23 protein-coding genes are annotated in these 24,956 nt (G+C 69.7%); 13 read left to right on the top strand and 10 right to left on the bottom strand.

The annotated features are described in order from the left end of the window. The first annotated feature begins 32 nt into the window (after window positions 1-32). A complete protein-coding gene (locus ACFPFG_RS29825; RefSeq protein WP_012206377.1) occupies window positions 33-989 on the top strand; it encodes a sugar-binding transcriptional regulator in 957 nt (318 codons plus the stop codon). 35 nt (window positions 990-1,024) lie between these two features. Here ACFPFG_RS29825 and ACFPFG_RS29830 read toward each other — a convergent pair whose 3' ends face one another. The 3 genes from ACFPFG_RS29830 to ACFPFG_RS29840 all read right to left on the bottom strand — a co-directional run bounded on the left by ACFPFG_RS29830 (window position 1,025) and on the right by ACFPFG_RS29840 (window position 3,415). Then, on the bottom strand, window positions 1,025-1,672 hold the full coding sequence (locus ACFPFG_RS29830; protein ID WP_013801705.1) for a LysE family translocator: 648 nt from the start codon (window positions 1,670-1,672) through the stop codon (window positions 1,025-1,027). A gap of 106 nt (window positions 1,673-1,778) precedes the next feature. After that, on the bottom strand, window positions 1,779-2,450 hold the full coding sequence (locus ACFPFG_RS29835) for a glutathione S-transferase (protein WP_197955856.1): 672 nt from the start codon (window positions 2,448-2,450) through the stop codon (window positions 1,779-1,781). 107 nt (window positions 2,451-2,557) lie between these two features. Continuing rightward, window positions 2,558-3,415 (bottom strand): LysR family transcriptional regulator, encoded by an 858-nt coding sequence (locus ACFPFG_RS29840; protein WP_183021861.1) that lies wholly within the window; start codon window positions 3,413-3,415, stop codon window positions 2,558-2,560. A 110-nt stretch (window positions 3,416-3,525) separates the two neighbouring features. On the opposite strand from ACFPFG_RS29840, the gene bla reads away from it, so the two are divergent. Continuing rightward, window positions 3,526-4,437, top strand: a complete 912-nt coding sequence (gene bla / locus ACFPFG_RS29845; protein ID WP_380109495.1) for a class A beta-lactamase — start codon at window positions 3,526-3,528, stop codon at window positions 4,435-4,437. 171 nt (window positions 4,438-4,608) lie between these two features. On the opposite strand, the gene argA is transcribed toward bla, so the two are convergent. Then, window positions 4,609-5,955 (bottom strand): amino-acid N-acetyltransferase, encoded by a 1,347-nt coding sequence (argA, locus tag ACFPFG_RS29850; protein WP_380110357.1) that lies wholly within the window; start codon window positions 5,953-5,955, stop codon window positions 4,609-4,611. A 265-nt stretch (window positions 5,956-6,220) separates the two neighbouring features. Between argA and ACFPFG_RS29855 the strand changes: the two genes are divergently transcribed. Genes ACFPFG_RS29855 through ACFPFG_RS29870 form a run of 4 tightly spaced genes read left to right on the top strand, consistent with a single transcriptional unit; the run spans window position 6,221 to window position 11,099 of the window. Beyond that, window positions 6,221-7,690, top strand: a complete 1,470-nt coding sequence (locus ACFPFG_RS29855; protein WP_380109497.1) for a TolC family protein — start codon at window positions 6,221-6,223, stop codon at window positions 7,688-7,690. Further along, window positions 7,687-8,736 (top strand): HlyD family secretion protein, encoded by a 1,050-nt coding sequence (locus ACFPFG_RS29860; protein WP_016448246.1) that lies wholly within the window; start codon window positions 7,687-7,689, stop codon window positions 8,734-8,736. The genes ACFPFG_RS29855 and ACFPFG_RS29860 overlap by 4 nt, the downstream gene beginning before the upstream one ends. Window positions 8,737-8,749: 13 nt before the next feature. Next, entirely contained in the window at window positions 8,750-9,964 is a 1,215-nt protein-coding gene (locus ACFPFG_RS29865; protein ID WP_380109500.1) for an ABC transporter permease, read from the top strand. Window position 9,965: 1 nt separating this feature from the next. Then, window positions 9,966-11,099 carry an ABC transporter permease gene (locus ACFPFG_RS29870; RefSeq protein WP_380109502.1) on the top strand — a complete coding sequence of 378 codons (1,134 nt, stop codon included), beginning with the start codon at window positions 9,966-9,968 and terminating at the stop codon, window positions 11,097-11,099. Window positions 11,100-11,110: 11 nt separating this feature from the next. On the opposite strand, the gene ACFPFG_RS29875 is transcribed toward ACFPFG_RS29870, so the two are convergent. Beyond that, window positions 11,111-12,319: an MFS transporter gene (locus tag ACFPFG_RS29875; RefSeq protein WP_312378268.1), complete on the bottom strand. Its 1,209-nt coding sequence runs from the start codon at window positions 12,317-12,319 to the stop codon at window positions 11,111-11,113. A gap of 51 nt (window positions 12,320-12,370) precedes the next feature. Next, on the bottom strand, window positions 12,371-13,369 hold the full coding sequence (locus ACFPFG_RS29880; RefSeq protein WP_380109504.1) for a LysR family transcriptional regulator: 999 nt from the start codon (window positions 13,367-13,369) through the stop codon (window positions 12,371-12,373). Between the two features lie 76 nt (window positions 13,370-13,445). On the opposite strand from ACFPFG_RS29880, the gene ACFPFG_RS29885 reads away from it, so the two are divergent. Together ACFPFG_RS29885 and ACFPFG_RS29890 are read left to right on the top strand one after the other, a co-directional pair. Next, window positions 13,446-14,330 carry an amidohydrolase family protein gene (locus ACFPFG_RS29885; RefSeq protein ID WP_380109506.1) on the top strand — a complete coding sequence of 295 codons (885 nt, stop codon included), beginning with the start codon at window positions 13,446-13,448 and terminating at the stop codon, window positions 14,328-14,330. A gap of 26 nt (window positions 14,331-14,356) precedes the next feature. Next, window positions 14,357-15,352, top strand: a complete 996-nt coding sequence (locus tag ACFPFG_RS29890; RefSeq protein WP_183021852.1) for a tripartite tricarboxylate transporter substrate binding protein — start codon at window positions 14,357-14,359, stop codon at window positions 15,350-15,352. A 25-nt stretch (window positions 15,353-15,377) separates the two neighbouring features. On the opposite strand, the gene ACFPFG_RS29895 is transcribed toward ACFPFG_RS29890, so the two are convergent. Together ACFPFG_RS29895 and ACFPFG_RS29900 are read right to left on the bottom strand one after the other, a co-directional pair. After that, window positions 15,378-17,009, bottom strand: a complete 1,632-nt coding sequence (locus ACFPFG_RS29895; RefSeq protein WP_380109508.1) for a gamma-glutamyltransferase family protein — start codon at window positions 17,007-17,009, stop codon at window positions 15,378-15,380. Between the two features lie 13 nt (window positions 17,010-17,022). Continuing rightward, the gene (locus tag ACFPFG_RS29900; RefSeq protein ID WP_374617490.1) at window positions 17,023-18,012 is read right to left on the bottom strand and encodes a Bug family tripartite tricarboxylate transporter substrate binding protein; all 990 of its coding nucleotides are present in this window, start codon (window positions 18,010-18,012) and stop codon (window positions 17,023-17,025) included. A 132-nt stretch (window positions 18,013-18,144) separates the two neighbouring features. Here ACFPFG_RS29900 and ACFPFG_RS29905 point away from each other — a divergent pair, with 132 nt between their 5' ends. Continuing rightward, window positions 18,145-19,029: a LysR family transcriptional regulator gene (locus tag ACFPFG_RS29905; RefSeq protein WP_197955865.1), complete on the top strand. Its 885-nt coding sequence runs from the start codon at window positions 18,145-18,147 to the stop codon at window positions 19,027-19,029. A 36-nt stretch (window positions 19,030-19,065) separates the two neighbouring features. Here ACFPFG_RS29905 and ACFPFG_RS29910 read toward each other — a convergent pair whose 3' ends face one another. Then, the gene (locus ACFPFG_RS29910) at window positions 19,066-19,449 is read right to left on the bottom strand and encodes a tautomerase family protein (RefSeq protein WP_034395446.1); all 384 of its coding nucleotides are present in this window, start codon (window positions 19,447-19,449) and stop codon (window positions 19,066-19,068) included. Window positions 19,450-19,569: 120 nt separating this feature from the next. Between ACFPFG_RS29910 and ACFPFG_RS29915 the strand changes: the two genes are divergently transcribed. The 4 genes from ACFPFG_RS29915 to ACFPFG_RS29930 all read left to right on the top strand — a co-directional run bounded on the left by ACFPFG_RS29915 (window position 19,570) and on the right by ACFPFG_RS29930 (window position 23,695). Next, a complete protein-coding gene (locus ACFPFG_RS29915; RefSeq protein WP_380109511.1) occupies window positions 19,570-20,427 on the top strand; it encodes a LysR family transcriptional regulator in 858 nt (285 codons plus the stop codon). Between the two features lie 410 nt (window positions 20,428-20,837). Next, window positions 20,838-21,692 (top strand): RNA ligase family protein, encoded by an 855-nt coding sequence (locus ACFPFG_RS29920; protein WP_183021848.1) that lies wholly within the window; start codon window positions 20,838-20,840, stop codon window positions 21,690-21,692. Between the two features lie 35 nt (window positions 21,693-21,727). Continuing rightward, on the top strand, window positions 21,728-22,873 hold the full coding sequence (locus tag ACFPFG_RS29925) for an AAA family ATPase (RefSeq protein WP_380109513.1): 1,146 nt from the start codon (window positions 21,728-21,730) through the stop codon (window positions 22,871-22,873). A 90-nt stretch (window positions 22,874-22,963) separates the two neighbouring features. Then, window positions 22,964-23,695 carry an ABC transporter substrate-binding protein gene (locus tag ACFPFG_RS29930; protein ID WP_183021846.1) on the top strand — a complete coding sequence of 244 codons (732 nt, stop codon included), beginning with the start codon at window positions 22,964-22,966 and terminating at the stop codon, window positions 23,693-23,695. 3 nt (window positions 23,696-23,698) lie between these two features. Here the strand turns inward: ACFPFG_RS29930 and ACFPFG_RS29935 are convergent, their stop codons facing one another. Continuing rightward, the gene (locus ACFPFG_RS29935) at window positions 23,699-24,865 is read right to left on the bottom strand and encodes a metallophosphoesterase (RefSeq protein WP_183021845.1); all 1,167 of its coding nucleotides are present in this window, start codon (window positions 24,863-24,865) and stop codon (window positions 23,699-23,701) included. Between the last annotated feature and the right edge of the window lie 91 nt (window positions 24,866-24,956).

Genomic DNA, 24,956 nt, shown 5'->3' on the forward strand with positions numbered 1-24,956 from the left:
GCGCGCCTTTCCCGGCACCCTTGGAGGCACCCTTGACTGAAAGCGACCTGACGCGACTGGCGACCCTGTACTACGTCGATGGATGCACGCAGGACCAACTGTCCAAGGAGTTCGGCATCTCGCGCGCCACCGTCGGGCGGCTGCTGCGCCGCGCGCAGGAAGAGGGCATCGTCGAGATCCGCGTGCGGCCGCATTCGCTGGTGTCCGCCGACCTGGAGCGGCAGCTGACCGAGCGCTTTCACATCAAGCGCGCGCTGATCGCGGTGGACCACAAGGATGCCGACCGGCAGCGCGAACTGCTGGCAGGGCTGGTGGCCAGCGAGCTGGAGCGCATCCTGGTCGATGGCTCCATCGTGGCCGTGGGCATGGGGCGCAACGTGTCCTCGGTCTCCGAGCACGCCCTGTCCGCCACACGGCGGGAGTGCCACTTCGTCAGCGCCATCGGCGGCTCCTACCGTGGCGGGGAGGCGATGAACGCCGACCACATCGCGCGCCGCCTGGCCGCGCGCTTTGGCGGCAAGTCCGAATCGCTCTATGCGCCGGCCCTGGTGGGCGATCCGCAACTGCGCAAGGCGCTGCTGGACAACGACACCGTCAGGCACACCCTGGACAAGGCGCGCCGCGCCGACATCGCCCTCATCGGCGTGGGCGATGTCAGCGTGGACAGCAACATGGCCCGCATGGGCTGGTTTTCCGCGCAGGAGATCTCGGACGCCCGCCGCGCGGGCACGGTGGGCGACATGATGGGCTACGACTTCATCGACATCCACGGCCAGCCGGCCGCAACCCCCATGCAGGACCGCGTCATCGGCCTGAGCCGCGAGGACCTGCTGCGCATACCCAACGTCATCGCCGTGGCGGCCGAATCCAGCAAGGTCACGGCCATCCTGGGCGCGCTGCGCACCGGCGCCATCGACACGCTGGCCACCACCACCGCCAACGCGGCGGCCGTGCTGCAGCTGGACGATGTCATGGGGACGACGCGCTGACGCCGTGGGGGAGGCGCGGCTGTTGGGCGGCGCGCCTAGTTCGACGCGCGGCGGTAGAAGGCCAGCGAGCCTGCCAGCGCCAGCAGCATGCCGCCGCACAGGCGGTCCAGCCACATCACGGCCCGCCCGCGCAGCAGCCGCGCGGCGCGTGATCCGGCGAAGGCATAGGCCAGCATCACCAGGAAATCGATGAGCGCGAACACCAGCGCAATGGCGATGTACTGCGGCGCCTGGGCGGCCGCCGGGTCGATGAACTGGGGCAGCAGGGCCGAGCAGAACAGGTAGCCCTTGGGATTGGTCACGGCGACCAGGAACGATTTGAACAGCACGGTGCGGGCGCTGTAGCCGTCGGCGCCGGCCTCTGCCTTGCCGTCGCCCTGGGGTGCCGACAGCGATCCGCCCTGGCTGCGCAGCATGCGCAGGCCCAGCCAGGCCAGGTAGGCCGCTCCCGCCCACTTGACCACCGAGAACCAGAACTCCGAGGCCGCCAGCAGGGCGCCCAGGCCCAGCGCGACAGCGCCGACCAGCACGAAGTCCGACAGCACGGCGCCCAGCATGCCCGGCAGGGCGCGGCGCACGCCGTGGCGCGAGCCATTGGCCAGGGCCAGCAGCACGGTGGGGCCGGGGGTGATGATCGCGATCAGCGCGACCAGGGAGAAGACGAGCAGGGTGGCGAGGGTCATGTCGGCGAAGGCTCATGCGGTTGGCAACAGCCTGCCACTGTGCCAGCTTTGCCTGCCTTGCGCAGCCCCTGCCGACCCGGGGCAGGGCAAACGGGGCGGGCAGGCGTCAGTCGCTGCCCACGCCGCCGGCGGCAAAGACCGGGCCGCGCGTGCCGGGCACCCAGCCCGGGTAGGTTTCCATCACCTCGGCGAACAGGGCCGAGTCGATCCAGCGCTGCAGCCAGGCCTGCAGCTGCGGCCAGGGCTGCTCGTTCCATTGGGACTCGTCGATGCGCGCGTACTGGCGCACGAAGGGGCGCAGCGCCATGTCGGCCAGGCTGGGGTTCTGGCCGAACAGGTAGCCGGTGGCCTCCAGCTGGTCGTCCAGCTCGGCCAGCCAGGTCAGGGCATCGGCCTGGGCGTGGTTGACCTCTTCGGCCGTGTAGCGCTCGGGGTACTTGCAGCGGTCCAGGGCGTGCTTGAAAAAGCCGTCGTTGCGCTCGATCAGCGCCAGCATGTCCGGCAGCGAACCGCTGGTCGGTGCCAGCCAGCCGTCCGGGTCATTGGCGCGCAGCGCGTGCAGCATGACATCCAGGCTCTGCTCGATCACGCGGCCGTCCTCCAGCACCAGCACGGGCACCGTGCCCTTGGGCGATGCGTCGAGCAGCGCCTGCGGCTTGTTGCGCAGGTTGATTTCGCGCAGCTCGCAGGCCAGGCCGGCATGGGCCAGCGCCAGGCGGGCGCGGATGGCGTAGGGGCAGCGGCGAAACGAGTAGAGAACCGGCAGGGTCTGGGTCATGGAGCGGGAACGGGGCTAGGGGCTAGGGGCTAGGGAGCAAAAGCGGCAGATGATAGCGCCGGGGCCAAAGTCAGGCGGCCTGCGGGTCTTGCCGCGGGCGTCCGTGGCTATTGCAGCTGCGCCAGCAGCCATTGCCTGAAGGTCTTGAGCGCCGCACTGGGTGCGCGCGAGCGCAGATGGGTCAGCCAGTAGGCGCCCGTGTCCACCTCCTGCTCGAAGGGGCGCACCAGCCGGCCCTGCTGCAGCAGGTGCTGGAACATGCGCGCCGGCAGCAGGGCCACGCCCGCGCCCTGGGCCGCCGCCTCGGCCAGCGTCAGCGAGGAGTCGAACATGGCCCCGCGCGCCAGCGGCGCGCTCTGGTCCAGCGTGGCAAACCAGCTCTCCCATTCCTGCAGGCGGTACGAGCGCAGCAGCGTCTGCCCGGCCAGGTCGGCCGGCTGGCGCAGGCGCTGGGCCAGGGCCGGGGTGCACATGGGCGTCAAGGGCGCGCGCAGCAGCATTTCGGCGTGCGTGCCCGGCCAGGCACCGTCGCCGAAGCGCACGGCTGCATCCAGACCTTCGCCGGCAAGGTCCACGCGGTTGTTGTGCGTGAGCAATCGCAGGTCGATGTAGGGGTGCTGCTGCTGGAACTGCTCCAGCCGCGGAATCAGCCAGCCGATGGCGAAGGTGCCGACCACGCCCACGGTGAGGACCTCGCGCGGGCGCGGCTCGGCCACCTGCTGCAGCGAATGCTCTATGCGCGCAAAGCTCTCGGCCACGGCAGGCCACAGCGCATGGCCCTCGTCGGTCAGCGCCAGGCCGCGCGGCAGGCGCCGGAACAGCGGCTTGCCCAGGCGCTCCTCCAGGTTGCGGATGTGCTGGCTGACGGCGGCCTGGGTGACATGCAGCTCCTGGGCTGCCCGCGTGAGATTGAGATGGCGCGCGGCCGCATCGAACATGCGCAGGGCATTGAGGGGCAGTTGCATGGTGGAGCCAATAGTTTTTCTAAGGGATGCTGCCAATTATTCACGCTGGTCGCAGATTGGGCGCGGCGCTATCGTTGCGGTTGTCGATCTGCAACTGAAAAGGAAAAACAATGCAAAGACGCGATTTTCTGATGACGGGCGGCGCGGCCGCCTGGATGGCGGCCGGGCTGGCCGGCTGCGCCCTGCCATCAAAAAAACAGGGGGCTGCCGACCAGGCCTTCAGGACCGAACTGGCACGCATCGAGAAAAGTGTGGGCGGCCGGCTCGGCGTGGCCGTGCTGGAGGTGGAGTCGGGCGCCAGCGTGGACCACCGCGGCGACGAGCGCTTTGCCATGTGCAGCACCTTCAAGCTGCTGCTGGCCGCCCAGGTGCTGGACCGCGTGCAGCAGGGCGATGAGCGCCTGTCGCGCCGCGTGCACTACGCCAGCTCCCGGCTGGTTCCCTACTCGCCGGCCAGCGGCCCGCGTGCCGGTGATGGTGGCGGCATGACCATTTCCGAGCTGTGCGAGGCCGCCGTGGTGCTCAGCGACAACACGGCCGCCAACCTGCTGCTGGACGCCAGCGGCGGCCCGCAGGCGCTGACGCAGTGGCTGCGCGCCAGCGGCGACGAGACCACGCGCCTGGACCGCATGGAGCCCGAGCTCAACGAAGGCCTGCCCGGCGACGAGCGCGACACCACCACGCCGCTGGCCATGGTGCAAAGCATGCAGCGCCTGCTGCTGGGATCGGTGCTGGACGGCCATGGCCGCGCGCTGCTGCAGCAGTGGCTGGTGGCCAGCCGCACGGGCGACAAGCGCCTGCGCGCGGGTATGCCGGCCGGCTGGCGTGTGGGTGGAAAGACGGGCACCGGCGATCGCGGCACGGCCAACGATGCCGTCATCGCCTGGCCCACGCCGCAAAGCGCACCGCTGCTGGTGACCGGCTACCTCACCGAATGCCCGGCCGATGCGCCGCAGCGCGATGCGGCGCTGGCAGCGGCCGGCAAGGCGGCCGCACGCTGGCAGGCAGCAGTGCAAGGCTAAGTTGCGCCACCATGTCGCTTGATTTGGGCGATTTCAGAAAATTGGCGCGGCCTGAAGACGAGAGACACCGAGGAAGGGCCTGGGCCGGCCGCGCCGCCCCCGCACCGAGGGTGTCGCCGGCCGCCCGTATGCCCCCCTCGTGAGGGGGAAGGCGCACAGCGCCTCAGGGGGTTACAACTTCTTGACCAGGACCTGACTTTTGCGGTCCCAGTTGTACTTGGCCTTGCGCGCCTCGGGCAGCCAGTCGGGGTCCACGGGCTGGAAGCCGCGCTTGATGAACCAGTGCATGGTGCGCGTGGTCAGCACGAACAGGCTGTCCAGGCCCTGGGCCTTGGCGCGCTGCTCTATGCGCTTGAGCAGCTTCTCGCCATCGCCCGTGCCCTGGCTCTTGGGCGAGACGGTGACGGCCGCCATCTCGGCCGTCCGGGCGCTGGGATAGGGGTAGAGCGCGGCGCAGCCGAAGATCACGCCATCGTGTTCGATGATGGTGTAGTGGGCGATGTCGCGCTCGATCTCGGTGCGGCTGCGCTTGACCAGGGTGCCGTCCTTCTCGAAGGGCTCGATCAGCTGGATGATGCCGGCCACGTCGTCGGGCGTGGCCTCGCGCAGCTCCTCCAGCTTCTCGTCGATCACCATGGTGCCGATGCCGTCGTGCACATAGATCTCCAGCAGCAGGGCGCCGTCGATCGCAAAGGGCAGGATGTGGCTGCGCTCCACGCCGTGCTCGCAGGCATGCACGCAGTGCTGCAGGTAAAAGCCCGTGTCCGTGGGCTGCTCGGGCGTGGGCAGCTCGGCCAGCATGCGGCGGGCCGTGGCCAGCGGCAGCTCGGTGTCGATGGGGTTGGTCTCGTCGGCCGGGCCCGTGGGGTCCATGCGGATGCCCGGCACCTCGGTCATGAAGATCAGCTTGTCGGCCTTCAGCTCGATGGCCACGCGCGTGGCCACCTCTTCCATGCTCAGGTTGAAGGCCTCGCCGGTGGGCGAGAAGCCGAAGGGCGACATCAGCACCATGGCATCCATGTCCAGGGCGCTGCGGATGCCGTTCACATCGACCTTGCGCACCAGGCCCGAATGCTTGAAATCCACGCCGTCCACGATGCCCACGGGCCGCGCCGTGAGGAAGTTGCCCGAGATCACCCGCACCCGCGCGCCGGCCATGGGCGTGTTGGGCAGGCCCTGGCTGAAGGCGGCCTCGATCTCGTAGCGCAGCTGGCCGGCGGCTTCCTGGGCGCAGTCCAGCGCCACGGAGTCGGTGATGCGCACGCCGCGCGAGTACTGGGCCTCATGGCCCTTGGCGGCAAGCTGTTCGTTGACCTGGGGACGGAAGCCATGGACCAGCACGATCTTCACGCCCATGGCCTGGATCATGGCCAGGTCCTGGACGATGGAGCCGAGCTTGCCCGATGCGATGGCCTCGCCCGTCAGTCCCACCACAAAGGTCTGGTGTCGGAACTTGTGGATATAGGGAGCCACGGACCGGAACCAGGGGACGAAGGTGAAGTTGAAGACGGTGGACATGGTGGTCAGTCGGGGCATCGGGCCGATGCCGGGCAGAAAAAAAAGGCCTGCGTACAGGTCCGCCAGGACCTGCTCGCGCAGGCAGGCGCCAGTGTAGCGGCATGGCGCGGCACCTGCGCACAGAAATGGGATGGAACGCCAGGCAAATCGGCCCTGCTGCACAGTGCCGGGGGCACAAGGCACAGGACCTTGTCCGACGGGAGCGCGCCTGCAAGCCCGTGTAAGCTTCGCCACCATCGGTGAACCACGCAAGGCGCCCCCATTCATGCCATTGAGCGCTCCCACGTTTTTTCCGTTGCTTGCACGGCCCGCGCGCCTTGTGCCGTGGCTGGCGGCGCTGGGCATGGCCGCAGGGGCTGCCCAGGCTGCAGGGGAGACTGCTACCGCCCAGGCCGCCGCCGCGATGAGCTTCGTGCAGGCCCGCCAGGCGCTGCTGGAGGGCTCCGACCAGCTGGCCGCCTCGGCCAAGGCCGTGGAAAGCGCGCGGCTCAGACGCCAGGGTACGCAGGGGCTGGGCGGGCCTTCCGTGGCCATCACGGGCCTGGGCTACCGCTACTCGGCCAATGCCGACATCGATCTCGATCCTGCGCGGCGCACCCTGGACGGCGTCCTCGGCCAGCTGCCGCCCTCGGTGGGGCCGGCCATTCCCTCGCTGCCGCAACTGCCCACCTCCTATGCCTTGCAGCGCAAGAGCACGAATGCCTCGGCCAGCCTGTCCCTGGTCTGGCCGCTGTACCTGGGCGGCCTGTCCGATGCGGTGCGCAGTGGCCTGGACGCTGCCACCGACGAAGCCCTGGCCGATGCCGCCAGCAGCAGCCACGCCCTGCATTCGCTGCTGGTGCAGCGCTACTTCGGCGCCCAGCTGGCCGAGCGGGCCGCACGGCTGCGCGAGCGTGCGCTTGAAGGCGTGCGCGTGCATGACACGGCGGCGCAAAGCATGCTCAAGGCGGGCGTGATCTCCCGGCTGGAGCGCCTGCAGGCCCGTGCCGCGCTGGCCGACGCCGAGCAGCAGGCACGCAAATCGCGCGACGACGCAGACCTGGCCGCAGCGGCGCTGGCGCGCACGGTCAAGGCGCAGCGGCAGGTGCTGCCCAGCACGCCGCTGTTCGTCAGCAGCCGGCCCTTGCCGCCGCTGGACGGCTTCGTCACCGCGGCCCAGGCGCACCATCCGGGTCTGGACAAGGTCCAGGCCAAGAAGCGCCAGGCCGAGTCCCTGCACGACGCGCAGGAGGCGCTGCGCCGGCCGCAGCTGCTGGCCTTCGGTTCGCGCGAGGTCAACACCAGCGGCAAGCCCAACTGGGTGGCAGGCGTGGCCGTGCGCTGGACGCTGTGGGACAGCATCGACCGCGATGCGCTGGCCGCCTCCTCGCAGCGCAAGATCGAGCAGGCCGAGCTGACCGAAGCCCAGGCGCTCAGCGACATCGCGCTGCTGGTCGAGAAGAACTGGCTGGGCGTGGAGCAGGCACGCCGCCAGTACCAGGCCCAGCAGGCCCAGGAGGATCTTGCGCGCGAGCTGCTGCGGCTGCGCGAGGCCGGCCTGCGGGAAGGCACCAGCACCACGCTGGACCTGATCGATGCCAGCCTCAATCTCGCCAAGGTCCAGACCCAGCGTGCCGAACTGGCCAACCAGTATGTGCAGGCCCTGGCCGCACTGCTGGAGAGCACGGGCCAGAGCGGGGAATTCGACCGATTCATGGCCCAGGCCGACATACAGATCCCACCCGACGCACCATGAGCACAGCCACGCCCGACCATCCCCGCAGCGCCACCGAAGCACCCGGCCCCGCGCCCGTGCCGCCGGGGCGCAGGCGCCCCTGGCTGGCCCTGGCCATCGTGCTGGCCGTGCTGCTGCTCGTGGCCTGGGGCTTTTGGCGTGCGGCTCAGCCCGCCCCCCTGTATTTCCAGGGCCAGATGGAGGCACGCGAGACCGACATCGCGCCCAAGGTCACGGCGCGCATCGCCAAGGTGCGGGTCACCGAAGGCCAGAAGATCCAGCCCGGCGATCTGCTGGTGGAGATGGACAGCCCCGAGGTGCGCGCCAAGCTGGCCCAGGCCGAGGCCGCGCGCGATGCCGCCCAGGCCCAGGCCGACAAGGCGCAGGCCGGCGCACGCCCGCAGGAAGTGCAGATGGCGCGCCTGAACTGGCAGCGCGCCCAGACGGCCGCCGACCTGGCCCAGACCTCGCTGCGCCGCGTGCAAAGCCTGTTCGACCAGGGACTGGTTGCGGCCCAGAAGCGCGATGAAGCCGATGCCAACTGGCGCGCCTCGCGCGACCAGGCGCTGGCTGCGCGTGCGCAGTATGAAATGGCGGCATCGGGCGCGCGCCAGGAGGATCGCAGCGCTGCCCAGGCCCAGGCACGCCAGGTGCAGGGCGTGGTCGCCGAGGTGGAGGCCGCGCGTGCCGAGACCGAGCTGCGCAGCCCCGTGGGCGGCGAGGTGGTCCAGGTGCTGGCCCGCCAGGGCGAGCTGTCCCCGCAGGGCGTGGCCGTGGTCACCGTGGTGGACCTGGCCGACCAGTGGGTGGTGCTCAATGTGCGCGAGGACCAGCTTGCACGCTTTGCCCAGGGCAGCCGCTTCACCGGCCGCCTGCCGGGCCTGGACAACCGCGAGGCCGGCTTCGAGGTCTACTACCTGGGTGTGCTGCCCGACTTCGCCACCTGGCGTGCCACGCGCGCCGGCCAGGGCTTCGATGCGCGCACCTTCGAGGTCCGCGCGCGGCCGCAGCAGCCCATTGCAGGCGCGCGGCCCGGCATGAGCGTGGTCGTGGAAGGCGGCCGTTGAGCGGCCGGCGGCAGTGAGCGCGAACCCGCCCACGGCCTTTGCCGCCAGCCTGCGGCGCGAATGGCGTCTGCTGCGCGGGCGGCCCTGGGACCTGGCCATGGTCAGCTGGGTGCCGCTGCTGGCGCTGCTGCTCATGGTCTGGATCTTCTCGGCAGGACTGGTCCAGCGCCTGCCCGTCGCCGTCTGGGACCAGGACCACAGCGCCCTGTCGCGCCAGCTGGTGCGCATGCTGGGCGCCACGCCGGGCCTGGCCGTGCAGTCGCAGGCGCTCAATGCCTCCGAGGCGCAATGGGCGCTGCAGTCCATGAATGCCTACGCCGTGGTGCAGATCCCGCCCGGCTTTGCGCGCGACATCAAGCGGGGCCAGGGGGCCGACGTGGTGCTCATGCACAACGCCCAGCTGGCCACGCACTCCAGCCTGATCCAGCGCGATCTGCGCCAGGTGGTGGGAACGCTGTCGGCCGGCGTGGAAATGCAGGCCCGTGCCAAGCGCGGCGACCCGGCCCAGGCGCTGCGCGTGCGCATGGAGCCCATACGCACCAACCTGGTGTCGCTGTTCAACATCTCCACCAATTACGAGCAGTTCCTGGCGGCGGCGCTGATTCCCGCGCTGCTGCACATCCTGGGCATGACGGCCGGCGCCTGGTCCGTGGGGCGCGAGCTGCGCGACCGCACGCTGGGCCAGTGGATGGCCGAGGCTGCGGGCCCGCGAAAGCCCGGCTGGAGCGCCATTGCGGGCGCCTTGGCGGGCAAGCTGGCGCTGTCCTGGGCCAGCCTGGGCCTGGGCGGTACGCTGGCCATGCTGTGGCTCACGGCCGGACGGGGCTGGCATCCGGGGCAGGGCGCTGCCAGCCTGGCCTGGGTGGCGCTGGCCCTGCTGCTGCTGATCGCCGTGAGCCTGGCGGCCGGGGCGCTGCTGGCGGCGCTCACGCTGTCGCTGCGCACGGCGCTGTCGGGCGCGGGCCTGCTGTCGGCGCCGGCCTTTGCGTTCAGCGGCGTGGGTTTTCCGCTGCTGGCCATGCCGGATTCGGCACGTGCCTGGGCCCTGTCCATGCCCTATACCCACTATGCGCGGCTGCAGATAGAGCAGCTGCAGATGGGCGCACCCATCGTGCAAAGCCTGCCCGTGGTGGCCGGGCTGCTGCTGGCCGCGCTGGTGTTGCTGCTGCTGGCCACGGCAGGCCTGGCGCGCGGCCTTTCCCGCCCCGACAAATGGGGAGGGCGCTGAGATGGCCAGGGGCTTTGCGCAAGACTTCATCAGCGCCCTGCGTGCCGTGTTCGGCGATGTGGGCGTGCTCATGCTGCTGGTGGGCGCGCCCGTGCTCTACGGCTTCTTCTATCCCTGGTTCTACGGGCAGGAGGTCGTGCAGCGCGTGCCCGTGGCCGTGGTGCAGCACGACGGCAGCGGCCTGGCACGCCAGATGCTGCGCTTTGCCCAGGCCAGCCCGCGCATCGAGGTGGCCCTGGTCACGGGTGACGAAGCCCAGGCGCAGCAGGCCCTGCTGGATGGCCGCGTCATGGGCTACGCGCTTCTGCCGCGCGACCTCAAGCGCCGCGTGGTGCGCAGCGAAGAGGCCGTGGTCCCCGTCTATGCCAACGGTGCCTATCCGCTGGCCGCCAAGCAGGTGCAGTACGGCTTTGCCGAAGCCTTCGGCACGGTCTCGGCCGGCGTGGAGCTGCGGCGCCTGACGGCCGGCGGACAGAGCGCACTGCAGGCCCAGGCCAGCCGCTCGCCCGTCAACCTGCAGATGCAGGCCCTGTTCAATCCGACGGAAGGCTACGGCAGCTTCGTCGTCGCCGCCGTGGCCATCATCATCCTGCAGCAGACACTGCTCATGGGCGGCGCGCTGCTGGTGGGAACCTGGCGCGAGCAGGGATTGGACAGGGCGCCGGCACGCACCTGGCTGGCGCGGCTGCTGGCGCTGTGCACGCTGGGCTGGCTCTCGGGCCTGTACTACTTCGGCTGGATCTTCGTCTGGCACGACTATCCGCGCGGCGGCAATCCCTGGGGCGCGCTGGCACTGCTGGCCGTCTTCGTCCCGGCCGTGGCGGGAGCGGCGGCGCTGCTGGGCTGGTGGCTGGCCAACCGCGAGCGCGCCATGCAGGTGGTGCTGTTCACCTCCATCCCGCTGGCCTTCGTCGGCGGCTTCAGCTGGCCGGCCGAGGCCCTGCCGCAGCTGCTGCAGGCGTTGCGCTGGCTGTCGCCCAGCACGGCCGCCATCCAGGCCTCGCTGCGCCTGAACCAGGCCGGCGCCCCGCTGGATGCGGCGCTATGGCATCTGTCCGTGCTGCTGGCCCTGGCGCTGCTGGGCTGGGTGGCCGTGCTCTGGCTGGGCAGCCGCCGTGCGGGCCCTGCCGATTGACCGGTCGGGCTTCAGGCCGGTGCGCCCGTCCCGCGCGAGCGCAGGCCCTGCACCACCAGCATGACCAGTACCACGCCCACGATGGGCAGCATCCAGGTGTTGATGCCGTCCCAGCCGGCCGTGTGCAGCAGCTGGCCTGAGCCGAACGAGGCCACGGCCACGGTGCCGAAGACCAGGAAGTCATTGAGGGCCTGCACCTTGGCGCGCTCGGCAGGGCGGTAGCACTCGGTCACCATGGCCGTGGCGCCGATGAAACCGAAGTTCCAGCCCACGCCCAGCAGCACCAGGGAGCCCCAGAAGTGCAGCAGCTCCAGCCCCATCAACGCCATCAGGGCCGAGGCGGCGATCATCACCAGCCCCAGCGCCGTGATGCGGCGCTTGCCAAAGCGCGCGATCAGCCGGCCCGTGAAGAAACTGGGCGCGAACATGGCCAGCACATGCCACTGGATGCCCAGCGCCGCCTCACCCACCGTGTGGCCGCAGCCCACCATGGCCATGGGCGCGGCCGTCATCAGAAAGGCCATCAGCCCGTAGCTGACCACGCCTGCCGAGGCGGCCACGATGAACTGGGGCGTGCGCGCAATCTCGGCCAGCGGCCGGGCCTCGCCCGCCGCGGCGCGGGCCTGGGGCGGCGGCAGCTTCAGGCCCAGCAGCAGCGGCAGGGCCAGCAGGGCGAGCACGGCCTGGCTGTAGAAGCTGCCGGCGAACGGCGTCATGGGCAGGGCGTCGCGCGTCCAGATCACCACCTGCGGGCCGATGATGGCCGCGATCAGCCCGCCGATCATCACGCGCGAGATGGCGCGCGCCTGCTCGGCGGGGTCGGTCATGGCGTCGGTGGCGGCAAAGCGGTAGCTCTGCACGCAGGCCGCGTAAAAGCCCGCCAGCGCCGTGCCTATGCAGAAGGTCACGAAATCGGAGTGCGCAATGCCCTGGGCGGCGATCACGCCCGAGACCACGCCCAGGATGGCGCCCAGCACATAGGCCGTGCGCCGCCCCATGCGCTGCATCAGCCAGGCCGCAGGCAGCGTGGACAGCGCCAGGCCCAGCTGGTAGATGCTGACCGGCAGCGTGGTGGCCGTGGGATTGGTGGACAGCTGCTGCCCGACCAGGCCGCCCAGCGAAATGATGATGGGCGGCGACGCGCCCCCCAGCGATTGCGCGGCCACGAGCAGGCCGAGGTTGCGGCGCTGCAGCGCTGGAGTGTGTTGTTCTGGTGTCATGTCTTGTGCGGCGGAAAGACCGCATCTTCACCGAAAAGCATGAGGGCTGGGTTAAGCGTTGTTCCGTGTGCCAGCCCTGTCCAGGCGCTGCTGGAGCAGGGATTTGCTGTACGCCTCCTGGAAGATCTGGTGGATCAGCTCCCTGAACCATTTGTGCCCCGCGTCATAGTCGTTGCGCGGATGCCAGACGGCGTCGATGGACAGGGCCAGCTCGGGCAGGGGCATGGGGCGCGCCACGCAGTTGGAGCCGGACAGCACGCTGTGCATCCAGTGCGCGGGCATGGCGGCCACCAGGTCGGTGGATTCGATGACGGGCACCATGCCCAGCCAGGTGGGCACCTGGAACATCACGCGCCGCGCCAGCCCGCGCTCGGCCAGGAGTTCGTCCACGATGCTGCTGCCCACGCCCGTGACCTTCAGGTGGCCCTGCTCCAGGTATTTCTCCAGCGTGAGCGGGGCGGCGGCGGCCGGGTGGTCCTTGCGCATCAGCACCATCCACTGGTCGTCCAGCAGGCGCCGTGACGCCGACAGCACCGAGCGCCCGCGCGAGACGGAAAGGCGGATTTCCACGCCTTCGTACTCGACGCGGTCCGAGGGCTGGCGGCCGTCGAAGGACTGCACCGACAGGCTGATGCCGGGCGCCACCGCACGCAGATGGATGCACAGCTGCGGGAGCAGCAGCACGCCCACGTAGTCGGACAGGCGCAGGTGGAAATTGCGCCGCGCCGTGGCCGGATCGAAGCCCTTGCTGACCTCGATGGCGCTTTCGATCTCGCTGAAGGCCTTGCGGAAGCTGCGCGCCAGGCGCACGGCCTCGGGCGTGGGCGCCATGCCTTCGGCCGTGCGCAGCAGCAGCGGGTCGTTGAACTGGGTGCGCAGCCGGCGCAGCGCGTGGCTGACGGCCGAGGAGGTGATGCCCAGCCGCGCGGCGGCCTTGCCCACGCTGCGCTCTTCCACCAGGGCCTCGAAGATCACCAGCAGGTTGAGGTCGATGCTGCGCAGGTTGACCGGAGCCCGGGGCGCGCCGTCTGCATGTTGAATGCTGTTCATTTTGATGATGACAAAGATGAGCTTGACTGAATTTTATGTGCGTCACGACAATGCACCAGCTTTGAAATGAATGCCCATGAATTCACCCAGTTTCAACCGTTGCGCCGGTGATTCCGACGCAGTCGAAAATCCAGCGGAACAATATCTGTTTCCAGAAAATTCCTGCGATACCCATTTCCATGTATTTGGTCGTTTCGATGATTTTCCGTTGATTGCGGAGCGCGCCTATACACCGGCTGTCGCGTCCATGGCGGATTACTGGAAAACATTCCGTCCCTTGGGCGTGGAAAAATGCGTTCTGGTCCAGCCGAGCGTGTATGGCCGCGACCATGGCCTGCTCAGGCAGACGCTGCGCCAGGCCGATGCGGGGCGCATGCGTGGCGTGGCGGTCATCCATGAGGACACGCCGGATGCCGAGATCGAGGAACTGCACGCCCTGGGTGTGCGCGGCGCACGGTGCAATGCGCTGTTTCCCGGCGGAGTCTCCGTCTCCAGCCTGCAGGCCGTGGCCGACCGCATCCGGGGCCTGGGCTGGCATGTGCAATTGCTGGTGAACGTGGATGAAGACCCTGGCCTGGTGCCGCGCGTGGCCGATATGGGCGTGGCCGTGGTGGTGGATCACTTCGGCCACCCGTCGCGCCAGCTGGGCGCCGGCGGGCCGGGCAGCCGCAACCTGCAGGCGCTGATGAAGGAAGGGCGGGCCTGGGTGAAGTTCTCGGGCGCCTACCGGATATCGGAGACGGCATCGGCCGTGGACCCTGCCGTCGTCCCCATCGCACATGCCCTGGTACAGGCCAATCCGCATCGGATTGTGTGGGGGTCGGATTGGCCGCACCCCGGAATCAACGCCCATTCCCATTCAGGGATTGAACTGGCGCAGGCATTGATGGAATGGGTTCCGGAAGAATACAGGCAAGCGGTATTGGTCGAGAATCCCGCCGTCCTGTATTGGGGTCATTGATTTTCAAATAGCAGGAGACAGAGAAAATGAATCGAATCACATCGGGCCGCAGAGGCTTTATCCGCACGGCGGCATCTTTCGCGGCGCTGGCTGCGGCATCGGCTGCATCGGCAGTGCAGGCGCGCGCATTTCCGGCCAAGCCGCTCACGCTGGTCGTGCCCTTTGCGCCGGGCGGCAATGTGGACATCGTGGCCCGCACGCTGGGCATTCCGCTGGCCCGGCATGCGGGGCAGTCCGTGATCGTGGACAACCGTGCGGGCGGCGGTGGTGCCGTGGGTTCGGGCTGGGTGGCGCGTGCCGAGCCGGACGGGCATACGCTGCTGGTGGCCACGCCGGGCCAGTTGGGCACCTTGCCCGAGATGATCAAGCTACCCTACCGCGCCGACAGCTTTGCGCCCATTGCCGTGGTCAGCCGCACGCCCGTGGTCGTGGTGGTGCGCGCCAACGACGCGCGCTTCAAGACCGCTGCCGATTTCATCAAGGCGATGAAGGCCAGGGATGGCAGCGTGACCGTGGGCCATGCCGGCCCGGGCTCGCCCAATCACCTGGCCGTGCTGCAGCTGGAAGATGCCGTGAAGGTGCGTGTCAATCCCGTGCCCTACAAGGGATCGGGGCCGGCCCTGGTCGATCTGATCGGCGGGCAGATCGACGCCGTGGTGGACCAGATCACCAGCTCCACGCCGCATATCAAGAGCGGCGCCCTGCGCGCGCTGTTCGTGCTGGGGCCGCGCGCCGGGGGCGGGCTGGCCGATGTGCCCGACCTGGCCCAGCTGGGCCTGCCGGTATTCGATGCCACCACCTTCGTGGGCGTGTTCGCGCCCAAGGGTGCGCCCACGGCCAGCGTGGACAGCCTGTATGGCTGGATCTCCCAGTCTGTGGCCGACCCGGAGTTCAGCCGCCTGATCCGCGAGCTGGGCAGCGAACCCTTCCCGGCCAGCGCGGCCGTGCTGCAGCGCCTGGTCAGCGAAGAAGCCGCGCTGGCGGCGCGGCTGACCCGGCAGGGGCGTCTGCGCGCGGAGTAGCCGCCGCGCGCATTTTCCCGATCCTCTAGTACCCGGCCGCCAGCCCGTCGCGGCGCGGGTCGCTGGCGATCTGGTAGCCCTCCACGGCGGGATCGCCCATGCGCCAGATGAACTGGCCGGCGCCGAAGTCCTGGTAGGGGTCGTGGATGACCTCCACCTGGTGGCCCAGCGCCTGCAGGCCGGCGATGGTGGCCGGGTCCATGCCGCCTTCCACGTTGATGGCCAGGCCTTCGTTGACGCGCCAGCGCGGCGCATCGCAGGCCGCCTGGGGCGACTGGCGGTAGTCCAGCATGCGCACCACAGTCTGCATGTGGCCCTGGGGCTGCATGTTGCCGCCCATGACGCCGAAGCTCATCACGGGCTGGCCGTCGCGGGTCAGGAAGGCCGGAATGATGGTGTGGAAGGGGCGCTTGCCCGGGCCCACCAGGTTGGCGCGGTTGGGGTGCCGGGGGTCGGTGCCGAAGCCGTGGCCGCGGTTTTGCAGGCTGATGCCGAAGCTCGGCTCCACCACGCCCGAGCCAAAGCCCGAGAAGTTGCTCTGGATGAAGCTGACCATCATGCCGCGCTCGTCGGCTGCCGTCAGGTAGATGGTGCCGCCGCGCACGGGGTTGCCGGCCTTGAAGTCCTGCGCACGGCGCGGATCGATCAGCCTGGCGCGCGAGGCCAGGTAGGCGTCGTCCAGCATCTGGGCGGGCGTCACCTCCATGTCCGCATCGGCCACGTAGCGGTAGATGTCGGCAAAGGCCAGCTTCATGGCCTCGATCTGCAGGTGCTGGGAGGCCACGCCATCCACGGGCAGGCTGGCCAGGTCGAAGTTGGACAGAATGCCCAGCGCGATCTGCGCGGCAATGCCTTGCCCGCCCGGCGGGATCTCGTGCAGCGTGTGGCCGCGGTAGTCCTTGGCCAGCGGCTGCACCCATTGCACCTCGTGCGCGGCCATGTCGGCCATGCCCAGGCAGCCGCCGTGCTGCTGCACGAACGAGGTCACGGCCCGGGCAATCTCGCCCTCATAGAAGGCCTTGCCATGGGTGGCGCCAATGGCGCGCAGGGCGCGCGCTGCGGCGGGAAAGCGGAACAGCTCGCCCACTTCCGGCGCGCGGCCCCGGGGCAGGAAGCTTTCCCTGAACCCCGGCTGCGATTGCAGCTCGGGCGCGCCTGCGGCCCATTTCTGCTGGACCACGGGCGGCACCAGGTAGCCGCGCTCGGCGATCTCGGCGGCCGGCTCCATCAGCGCGTCAAAGGGCAGCTTGCCGAAGCGCTCGTGCAGGGCCACCCAGGCGCTGACGGCGCCCGGCACGGTGATGGAGTCCACGCCCCGGCGCGGCGGCTTGTCCTGCCGTCCGTAGCGCTGGTGGAAGTACTCGGGCGTCCAGCCCTGCGGTGCGCGGCCGCTGGCGTTGAGGCCATGCAGCTCCTTGCCATCCCAGAGGATGCAGAAGGCGTCCGAGCCCAGGCCGTTGCTCACCGGCTCGACGATGGTCATGGCAGCCGCCGCCGCAATGGCCGCGTCCACCGCGTTGCCGCCTGCCCACAGCATGCGCAGGCCGGCCTGCGCCGCCAGCGGGTGGGAGGTGGACACGGCATTGCGCGCGAACACGGGCACCCGCCTGGAGTCGTAGGGGTTGCCGGGAGTGAAGGGAGAGGAAGAGGCGTGCATGAATGAACCTGCCTCAGTCGGCGGTGATGCCCATGGTCTTCACGTCGCGGCTCCAGCGCGTCAGCTCGCGGTCGATCTGCTGCCTGAAGGACTTGGGGTCGCTGGTCTCGGGGTCCAGGCCCTGGGCCTCGAACTGGGCCTGCACTTCGGGGCGCTCCATGATCTTGCGCACTTCCTGGGCCAGCCGCTCGACGATGGCCGGGTCCGTGCCGCCCGTGGTGAACAGGCCGTACCAGGACGTGAAGGCATAGCCGGGCAGGCCGGCCTCGGCGACGGTGGGCACGTTGGGCAGGTTCTTGACGCGCTGTTTCGTGGTCACGGCCAGGATGCGGGTCTGGCCGGTCTTGGCCGAGGTGATGGCGGGCGGAATGCCCGAGAAAATGGCCTGCACCTGGCCGCCCGACACATCGGTGATGGCCGGGCCGTTGCCGCGGTAGGGCACGTGCACCAGGTTCACGCCGGCCTGCTGGGCAAACAGTGCGCCGGCCAGGTGCAGGGTGGAGCCGCTGCCCGACGATGCGTAGTTGATGCTGCCCGGCGCCTTGCGCGCGGCATCGATCATTTCCTGCACCGTCTTGTAGGGCAGGGCGGCGTTCACCAACAGCGCGTTGCCGGACTCGGCCACCAGGGTGATGGGCTCCAGGTCCTTGCGCGGGTCGAACGACAGCTTCTTGGCCAGCACGGGCGCCACGGTGTTGCTGCCGATGGAGCCCAGCAGCAGCGTGTAGCCGTTCTTGGGCGCCTTGGCCACCACTTCGCTGGCGATCAGGCCGCCCGCGCCGCCGCGGTTCTCCACCACCACGCTCTGGCCCAGGCGCTGCTGCAGCTCCTTGGCCAGGATGCGCGCCACGATGTCGTTGGCGCCGCCGGCGGCAAAGCCCACCATGATCTTCAGCGGCTGCGAGGGCCAGGCATCGGCGGCGGGCGCGGCCCAGCCGGGCGTGGCGCAGGTCAACAGGGCGGCGCAGCAGACGAGCAGGCGGCGGGACACGGGTGCGGGCATGGAGATCTCCAGAAATCCGGGAAGTGGGAGGGTGCGATCAGGACGATCGGCTATCGGTTGCCAGCGATTTTGATGATAGAAACTGTTTGGTGAAAGCTGGAATTTCTTACGAATCTTGAAAGAAAAACTTTTATGCCAAGCCTGCGCATTCTTCGCACTTTTCTGGCCGTGGCGGCCGAGGGCTCCTTCACCGCCGCCGGCCAGCGCGTGGCGCTGACCCAGGTGGCCGTGGGGCTGCAGATGCGCACGCTGGAAAACGACCTCAAGCGCAAGCTCTTCGCGCGCCAGGGCAAGCTGGTCACGCTCAACGAGCAGGGCCGGGCGCTGGTGCCCATTGCCACCCAGCTGGTGGCGCTGTACGAGCAGGCCAAGCATGGCACGCGGGCCGACGCACCGCTGGCCGGCACCGTGCAGTTCGGCTCCATCGTCTCGGCGCTGAGCCAGCTGGTGCGCGCCACGCTGGAGCTCAAGCGCCACCATCCGGCGGTGGACCTGCATGTGGTCTCGGGCAAGTCCAACCGGCTGATCGCCCAGGTGGAGAACCATGAGCTGGACGCGGCCGTGGTGGTCTGCAACCCGGCCATCAAGCGCCCCTCGCTGGTCTGGACGCCGCTGTATGCCGAGCCCATGGTGCTGTTGGCGCCGCGCGCCGCCCGGCCCGCGGCGCCCGCCGACATGGTGGAGCGCTATCCCTTCATCCGCTTCGACCGCACCGAGCACACGGGCGAGCTGGTGGAGCGCACGCTGCGCCGCCTGCGCGCCAAGCCCCAGGAGTTCCTGGAGCTCAACTCCATCGAGACCATCGTGGAGCTGGTGCGCGACGGCATGGGCGTGGCCATGCTGCCCAATCTGGCGCGGCATGGCTGGGAGGGCGACCCGCGCCTGCGCGTGCTGCCCATTGCCCAGACCGCCGAGAGCCGGCAGATCGCCCTGGTGCAGCTGCGCACGGCGGCGCGTGCCGAGATCATCACCGCCGTGGGCCAGCAGTTCGTGGCGGCGCTGGCGGTGCCGGCCTGAGCGCGGCGCTGTGGGTGTCGCGCCGATCCGCGTGTCTTAAGTTGCGTATTGCGCGAGCCCATGGCCCATGGACCAGTTCTCCTTGTCCACCTCGACCAGGTTGACGAACACGTCCTCGGGCCGCAGGCCGGGGCTTTCGACCAGCAGCTCGGCGATGCGGCTGAACAGCGCCTTCTTCTGCTCCAGGCTGCGGGTGTTGCTGACCGTGAGCTGCACCAGCACCAGATCGTCGCTGCGCGCCACGCCCAGGTAGGAGGCGCCGTAGCGGAAGTTGTCGCCGTCATGCTCGGTGATGGTCATGAACTGGTCGTCCTCCGGCACGTTGAAGGTCTCGCGCATGGCGCGGTAGAGGCTGTCGCAGATGGCCTGGCGATAGGCGGGGGACTTGCCGGCGCGCATGTTGATCCGGGTCATGGGCATGGTGTGGCTCCTTTGCGTTGCGTTGCGTTGAGTTGCTTTGCGTTGTGGGAGCCTCGAAGGTAGGCCGTGCCAGCTATTTTGAAAAGCCATGATTGCTGATATCAGTAATAATAGATTGCAATGATTCAACGACCCCTTGACCTGGATGCCGTGCAGAGCTTCGTGCACATCGCGGAGCTGGGCAGCTTCACGCGCGCGGCCGAAGCCATGCAGACCACGCAGGCGGCCGTCAGCCTCAAGCTCAAGCGGCTGGAGCAGCGGCTGGGATGCCGGCTGGTCGAGCGCACGCCGCGCCACGTGCAGCTGTCGGCGCTGGGCGCCGACTTCCTGCCCCATGCGCGCGAATTGCTGCAGGTCCATGAACATGCACTGGCGCTGGCCGTCAGCACGCGCCAGCGGCTGACCATCGGCATCAGCGACCACGTGGCCGGGCCTGAGCTGCCGGCACTGATCGCCCGCATGAATGCGCAGGATCCGCAGCTGCTGATCGACATCCGCATCGCATCGTCCGGCCCGCTGCTGCAGGGGTTTGACCGGCGCGAGTACGACACGGTGATCGTTCGCACGCATGCCGGGCGTGACGACGGCGAGCTGCTGGCCGAGGAGCCCTTCGGCTGGTTTGCCGCGCCCGGCTGGCAGCACCGCGCGGGCGAGCCCCTGCCGCTGGCCACGCTGGCCGAACCCTGCGGCGTGCGCGCCATGGCCGGGCAGCTGCTGGATACGGCGCGCATGCCGTGGACCGAGGTGTTCGTGGGCGGCGGCGTGGCCGCTGTCTCGGCCGCCGTCATGGCGGGGCTGGGCATGGCCGCGCTGGCGCCGCGCATGCTGGCCCTGGGCGCCGTGGACGTGGGCCCGCGCCTGGGCCTGCCCACGCTGCCGCGCCTGCCCGTGCTGCTGCACACCCGCGTGCGCGAAGGCCGGCCGCGCGCGGCGCTGGATGCGCTGGGCGCCGCCTTCAAATCCGCCGTGCGTGGCTAGCAGCCAACAATCGGCCCGGCATGGCACGCAGCCGCTTGTGCCTGCGGGGCAACGGGCGATAGACTCGCACCCCTCCCATCCACCCTCACCCTTTCGAGGTGCACCATGCCCCGCCGCACAGCTTCCTGCTGAACGACTTCGTCACACGCTGATCCTGGCCTTGCCCCGGATGTCTTTTGCGTGTGCGCTGCGGTGCGTGGCCTTTTGAGGGCTTGCGGCTGACCGTCCGGTTTGCGGACGGCCCCGACAGTCCTGCCATCTTCCCCTTCGACAGCCTGCCGGCCCGGCCAACACGGGCCAGGCCGCGCTGTCGCTGCATCCCCTGCATTGCGGCGCCTGGCGTCGTCGTCGGCTTTTCCCGCTCCACGGCATGTCGCCGTGGGTGCTGCATCGTTTTCGGAAAGCACGACATGACCCCATCCATTTCTCCAGGCCCTCGCTTTCTTTCGAGCGTCGAGATCCTCAAGTACCCCCGCACGCCGCACCTGCGCGGCTCGCGCCTGCAGTCCGGCGACCAGGACGACGCCGTGCCCTATGAGCGGCTGGCCGGCCGTCACATCGTCGTCGAGGAAAAACTCGACGGCGCCAACGCCGCGCTGAGCTTTGCCGGCGACGGGCAGCTGCTGCTGCAGTCGCGCGGCCACTACCTGGACAGCGATCGGCCCGGCGGGCGCGAGCGCCAGTTCAACCTCTTCAAGCAATGGGCCCAGGCCCATGAGGGCGCGCTGCTGTCCCTGCTGGACGACCGCTACCAGGTGTTCGGCGAGTGGATGTACGCCAAGCACTCGCTGTTCTACGACGCGCTGCCGCACTGGTTCTGCGAGTTCGACATCTGGGACCGCTCGGAGCGCTGTTTCCTGGACACGCCGCGCCGCCATGCCCTGCTGGCCGGCGTGCCCGTGGTCTCGGTGCCCGTGCTCTACAGCGGGGCGGCGCCCCGGCGCATGCAGGACCTGCTGGCGCTGCTGGCCCCCTCGCTGGGCCGCAGCGCGCGCTGGCGCCAGGCCTTCGAGCAGGTGGTGGCCCGTCAGAAGCTGGACCTGCCGCTGTGCTGGCGGCAGACCGACGGCTCCGAACTGGCCGAGGGCCTGTACCTCAAGGTGGAGGAGGACGGCCAGACCGTGGCGCGCTACAAGTTCGTGCGGCCGGACTTCGTGCAGGTCATCCTCGACTCGGGCTCGCACCACAGCGAGCGGCCCATCGTGCCCAATGGACTGCGCGAAGGCGCCGACATCTTTGCGGCCGACATTCCAAAAAGCTGGTGAGGCCTGCAGCGCAGACCCATCGCAAGGAGATTTCCATGACGAACTGGAAACAGATCCAGTCCCTGGTGCCGCAGCCCGGCGCCGACCCCGACTTCGCGGCCTGCCTGGCCGCCTTTCCCCAGCTGGAGCTGGCCAAAACCACGCCGCAGGACCCGGTCTACCACGCCGAAGGCGATGTCTGGACGCACACGCAGATGGTGGTGCGCGAGCTGCTGGCCGACCCCGGCCATGCGGCGCTCACCGCCACCGAGCGCGAGACGGTCTTCCTGGCCGCGCTGCTGCACGACGTGGCCAAGTGCTCGACCACCGTGGTGGGCGAGGACGGCCGCATCGGCCAGCCCGGCCATTCGCGCCGGGGTGCGCTGGATGCGCGGCTCATGCTCTGGGAAGCCGGTGCGCCCGTGGACCAGCGCGAGGCCATCTGCCGGCTGATCGCCGTGCACCAGGTGCCGTTCTTCGCCTTTGCCGATTCGCGGCGCGGCCTCTCGCCCGAGTTCATCGTGCGCGAGCTGTCCTGGCAGGCGGACCTGCACCTGCTCACCCTGCTGGCGCGGGCCGACATGCGCGGGCGCATCTGCCCGGACATCGCGTCCGTGCTGGTCAACATCGAACTGGTACGCGAGTTCGCGCTGGAAGAGGGCTGCCTGCGCACGCCACGCCGCTTTGCCTCGGCAGAGACGGCGGTGCGCTACTTCCGCGGCGCGCAGCTGCATCCCGACTATGCGCTGCACGAGCAGGCCGGCTCGCGCGCCATCGTCATGTGCGGCCTGCCGGCCAGCGGCAAGAACACCTGGGTGGCCGCCCACCACGGCGACCTGCCCGTGGTCTCCTTCGACGATGCGCGTACGGAGCTGGGCCTGCGCCACGGCCAGAACGAGGGCGCGGCCGCCCACCATGCCGTGGACAAGGCCAAGGCCCTGCTGCGCGCGGGCCAGCCCTTCGTCTGGAACGCCACCCACCTGTCGCGCCAGATGCGCGGCAAGACCGTGGACCTGTGCCTGGCCTACGGCGCCCGCGTGGAACTCGTGCACCTCGAAGCCAGCCGCCCAACCCTGCTGGCCCGCAACCGCGCGCGCGACACCACGCTGACCAACGCGGCCCTGCTCACTTTGCTGCAGCGCTGGGACGTGCCTTTGCCCACCGAGGCGCATGCGCTGTCGCTGCTGGTCAATGAGGGATAGGTCGGGGGCGCCGGGAGAGGGTGGATAGGGCGTGGGAGGCTGCCACCGGCAGTGCGATACTGCGGCGGATTTCAACCACGGGACCGAACCATGACACCGTCTTCCCAGCTGCTGTCCACCCTCGCGCCGCTTGGCCGCATCCGCGCCTCCATCAACACCGGCAATCCCATCCTTGCCCGGCTGCAGGCCGATGGCCAGCCCGCAGGCGTGTCCATCGACCTGGCCCGGCGCCTTGCGCAGCAGCTGGGGCTGGAGCTGGAGCTGGTGGTCTTCGACACGGCCGCCAAGTCGGTGGATGCCGTCACGCGCGAGGAGGCCGACTTCGGCTTCTTTGCCGTGGACCCCGTGCGTGGCGCGGGCATCGGCTTTACCGCGCCCTATGTGCTGATCGAGGGCAGCTACCTGGTGCGCCAGGATTCGCCGCTGACCGACAACGCCCAGGTGGACCGGGCCGGGCACACCGTGGTGGTCGGCAAGGGCAGCGCCTATGACCTGTACCTGAGCCGAGAGCTCAAGCATGCGCAGATGGAGCGCGCCGTGTCCTCGCCCGCCGTGGTGCAGACCTTTGTGGAATCGACGGCCGACGTGGCCGCCGGCGTCAAGCAGCAATTGGAGGCCGATGCCGCACGCCTGCCCGGCCTGCGCCTGCTGCCGGGCCGCTTCATGGTGATCCAGCAGGCCATGGGCCTGCCCAAGGGGCGCGGCGACGAGGCCCTGCGCGTGCTGGCGGCCTTTGTGGAAGAGGCCAAGGCCTCGGGCTTTGTGGCCGAGGCACTGCAGCGCCACGGCATCCAGGGAGCTGCGGTTGCGCCTGCGGCCTGAAGGTCAGGCCCCGCGCAGCACCAGCAGGTCGATGCTGGCCGGCACGCCCAGGCGCACGGCAAAGCCGGCCCACAGGCCCGCGCCGGAGCTGACGAAGAGCTTCATGGCGCCTACCTCGTACTCGCCGCGCACGAAGCCGTCATTGGCGGGGGCCACCAGCCATTGGTCCATGCCCAGGATCAGGCCGCCGTGCGTGTGGCCCGACAGCTGCAGGCCCACGCCGCGCGCCGCGTTGTCGCGGGCGGTCCTGGGCTGGTGGGCCAGCAGCAGGTGGTATTGCGCACCGGCCTCTTTGGCCTGGCGGGCCACGGTGTCGATGTCGGGCGGCACGCCTTCGGGCACGGACGGGTCGGTGTTCTGGCGCGACAGGCGGCCATAGGCCGGATCGCCGATGCCCGACAGCGCCAGGCGCGCGCCCTGCACATCGATCAGCTGCATGCGGTTTTCCAGCAGGTTCAGGCCCAGGCGGCGGAATTCGGCCATCCAGGCGTCGTAGCCGCTGTAGTACTCATGGTTGCCGGGCGCGGCCCACACGCCGTGGCGTGCCTTGAGCTGCGCCAGCGGCGCGACGTTGGCGCGGCCGCTGTCCACGTCGCCGTCCACCATGTCGCCGGGCAGCACGATGAGGTCGGGCCGCGCCTCCAGCGTGCGCTCCACGATGGTCTGCACATAGCGCGCGTCGTTGATGGGGCTGGCGTGGATGTCGGCCAGCACGGCCACGCGCAGGCCTTCCATGCCGGCGGGCAGGCCGGGCAGGCGCAGCGTGCGCTCGTGCACTTCGGGCGGGCGCAGCGCATTGGCCACGCCCCAGGCCGACAGCAGGCCCGCCAGGGCCAGGGCGCCGGTCGTGAGCAGCGGGGTGTGCAGGCGCCGCTTCCAGTCCTCGCGCCGGGCCACGGCGGCCAGCGCCCAGAGGCCGTCGCGCAGCACGATGAAGACGGCCAGCATCAGCAGCAGGGCCAGCACCCAGCCGCCCGGCACCTGCAGATAGGCCAGCGTGCGGTACTCGACCGTGCCCTCGCGCAGCAGCACCAGCAGCAGGGCGGGCGTGCAGCCCAGGGCCGCCGTGGCGACGGCCGCCATCAGGCGTGCGCGGCGCGGCATGGAGCGCACGGGCCACCACAGCCACAGGGCCAATAGCGGAATGACGAGGGCGGCAAGAGAAACCATGGGGAGCAGATCGAGGAAGGCGAGGGGGCGAGGACGGCGGCCAGGGCTGGGGCAGGCGGCATGGCGAGCGTCGATTGTGCGCAATGCCTTG

The sequence above is a fragment of the Delftia deserti genome (genome assembly GCF_042653485.1).
GTDB classification, from domain to species: Bacteria; Pseudomonadota; Gammaproteobacteria; order Burkholderiales; family Burkholderiaceae_C; genus Comamonas; species Comamonas acidovorans.

Bases quoted from the DNA above. Each gene is read 5' to 3' on its own strand.
- bla (WP_380109495.1), top strand. From the start codon at position 3,526: ATGCAAAGACGCGATTTTCTGATGACGGGCGGCGCGGCCGCCTGGATG.
- ACFPFG_RS29905 (WP_197955865.1), top strand. From the start codon at position 18,145: ATGCCAAGCCTGCGCATTCTTCGCACTTTTCTGGCCGTGGCGGCCGAG.
- ACFPFG_RS29885 (WP_380109506.1), top strand. From the start codon at position 13,446: ATGAATTCACCCAGTTTCAACCGTTGCGCCGGTGATTCCGACGCAGTC.
- ACFPFG_RS29875 (WP_312378268.1), bottom strand. From the start codon at position 12,319: ATGACACCAGAACAACACACTCCAGCGCTGCAGCGCCGCAACCTCGGC.
- ACFPFG_RS29835 (WP_197955856.1), bottom strand. From the start codon at position 2,450: ATGACCCAGACCCTGCCGGTTCTCTACTCGTTTCGCCGCTGCCCCTAC.
- ACFPFG_RS29910 (WP_034395446.1), bottom strand. From the start codon at position 19,449: ATGCCCATGACCCGGATCAACATGCGCGCCGGCAAGTCCCCCGCCTAT.
- ACFPFG_RS29855 (WP_380109497.1), top strand. From the start codon at position 6,221: ATGCCATTGAGCGCTCCCACGTTTTTTCCGTTGCTTGCACGGCCCGCG.
- ACFPFG_RS29870 (WP_380109502.1), top strand. From the start codon at position 9,966: ATGGCCAGGGGCTTTGCGCAAGACTTCATCAGCGCCCTGCGTGCCGTG.
- ACFPFG_RS29900 (WP_374617490.1), bottom strand. From the start codon at position 18,012: ATGCCCGCACCCGTGTCCCGCCGCCTGCTCGTCTGCTGCGCCGCCCTG.
- ACFPFG_RS29895 (WP_380109508.1), bottom strand. From the start codon at position 17,009: ATGCACGCCTCTTCCTCTCCCTTCACTCCCGGCAACCCCTACGACTCC.
- ACFPFG_RS29930 (WP_183021846.1), top strand. From the start codon at position 22,964: ATGACACCGTCTTCCCAGCTGCTGTCCACCCTCGCGCCGCTTGGCCGC.
- ACFPFG_RS29935 (WP_183021845.1), bottom strand. From the start codon at position 24,865: ATGGTTTCTCTTGCCGCCCTCGTCATTCCGCTATTGGCCCTGTGGCTG.
- ACFPFG_RS29860 (WP_016448246.1), top strand. From the start codon at position 7,687: ATGAGCACAGCCACGCCCGACCATCCCCGCAGCGCCACCGAAGCACCC.
- ACFPFG_RS29925 (WP_380109513.1), top strand. From the start codon at position 21,728: ATGACGAACTGGAAACAGATCCAGTCCCTGGTGCCGCAGCCCGGCGCC.
- ACFPFG_RS29890 (WP_183021852.1), top strand. From the start codon at position 14,357: ATGAATCGAATCACATCGGGCCGCAGAGGCTTTATCCGCACGGCGGCA.
- ACFPFG_RS29840 (WP_183021861.1), bottom strand. From the start codon at position 3,415: ATGCAACTGCCCCTCAATGCCCTGCGCATGTTCGATGCGGCCGCGCGC.
- ACFPFG_RS29880 (WP_380109504.1), bottom strand. From the start codon at position 13,369: ATGAACAGCATTCAACATGCAGACGGCGCGCCCCGGGCTCCGGTCAAC.
- ACFPFG_RS29920 (WP_183021848.1), top strand. From the start codon at position 20,838: ATGACCCCATCCATTTCTCCAGGCCCTCGCTTTCTTTCGAGCGTCGAG.
- argA (WP_380110357.1), bottom strand. From the start codon at position 5,955: ATGTCCACCGTCTTCAACTTCACCTTCGTCCCCTGGTTCCGGTCCGTG.
- ACFPFG_RS29830 (WP_013801705.1), bottom strand. From the start codon at position 1,672: ATGACCCTCGCCACCCTGCTCGTCTTCTCCCTGGTCGCGCTGATCGCG.
- ACFPFG_RS29915 (WP_380109511.1), top strand. From the start codon at position 19,570: ATGATTCAACGACCCCTTGACCTGGATGCCGTGCAGAGCTTCGTGCAC.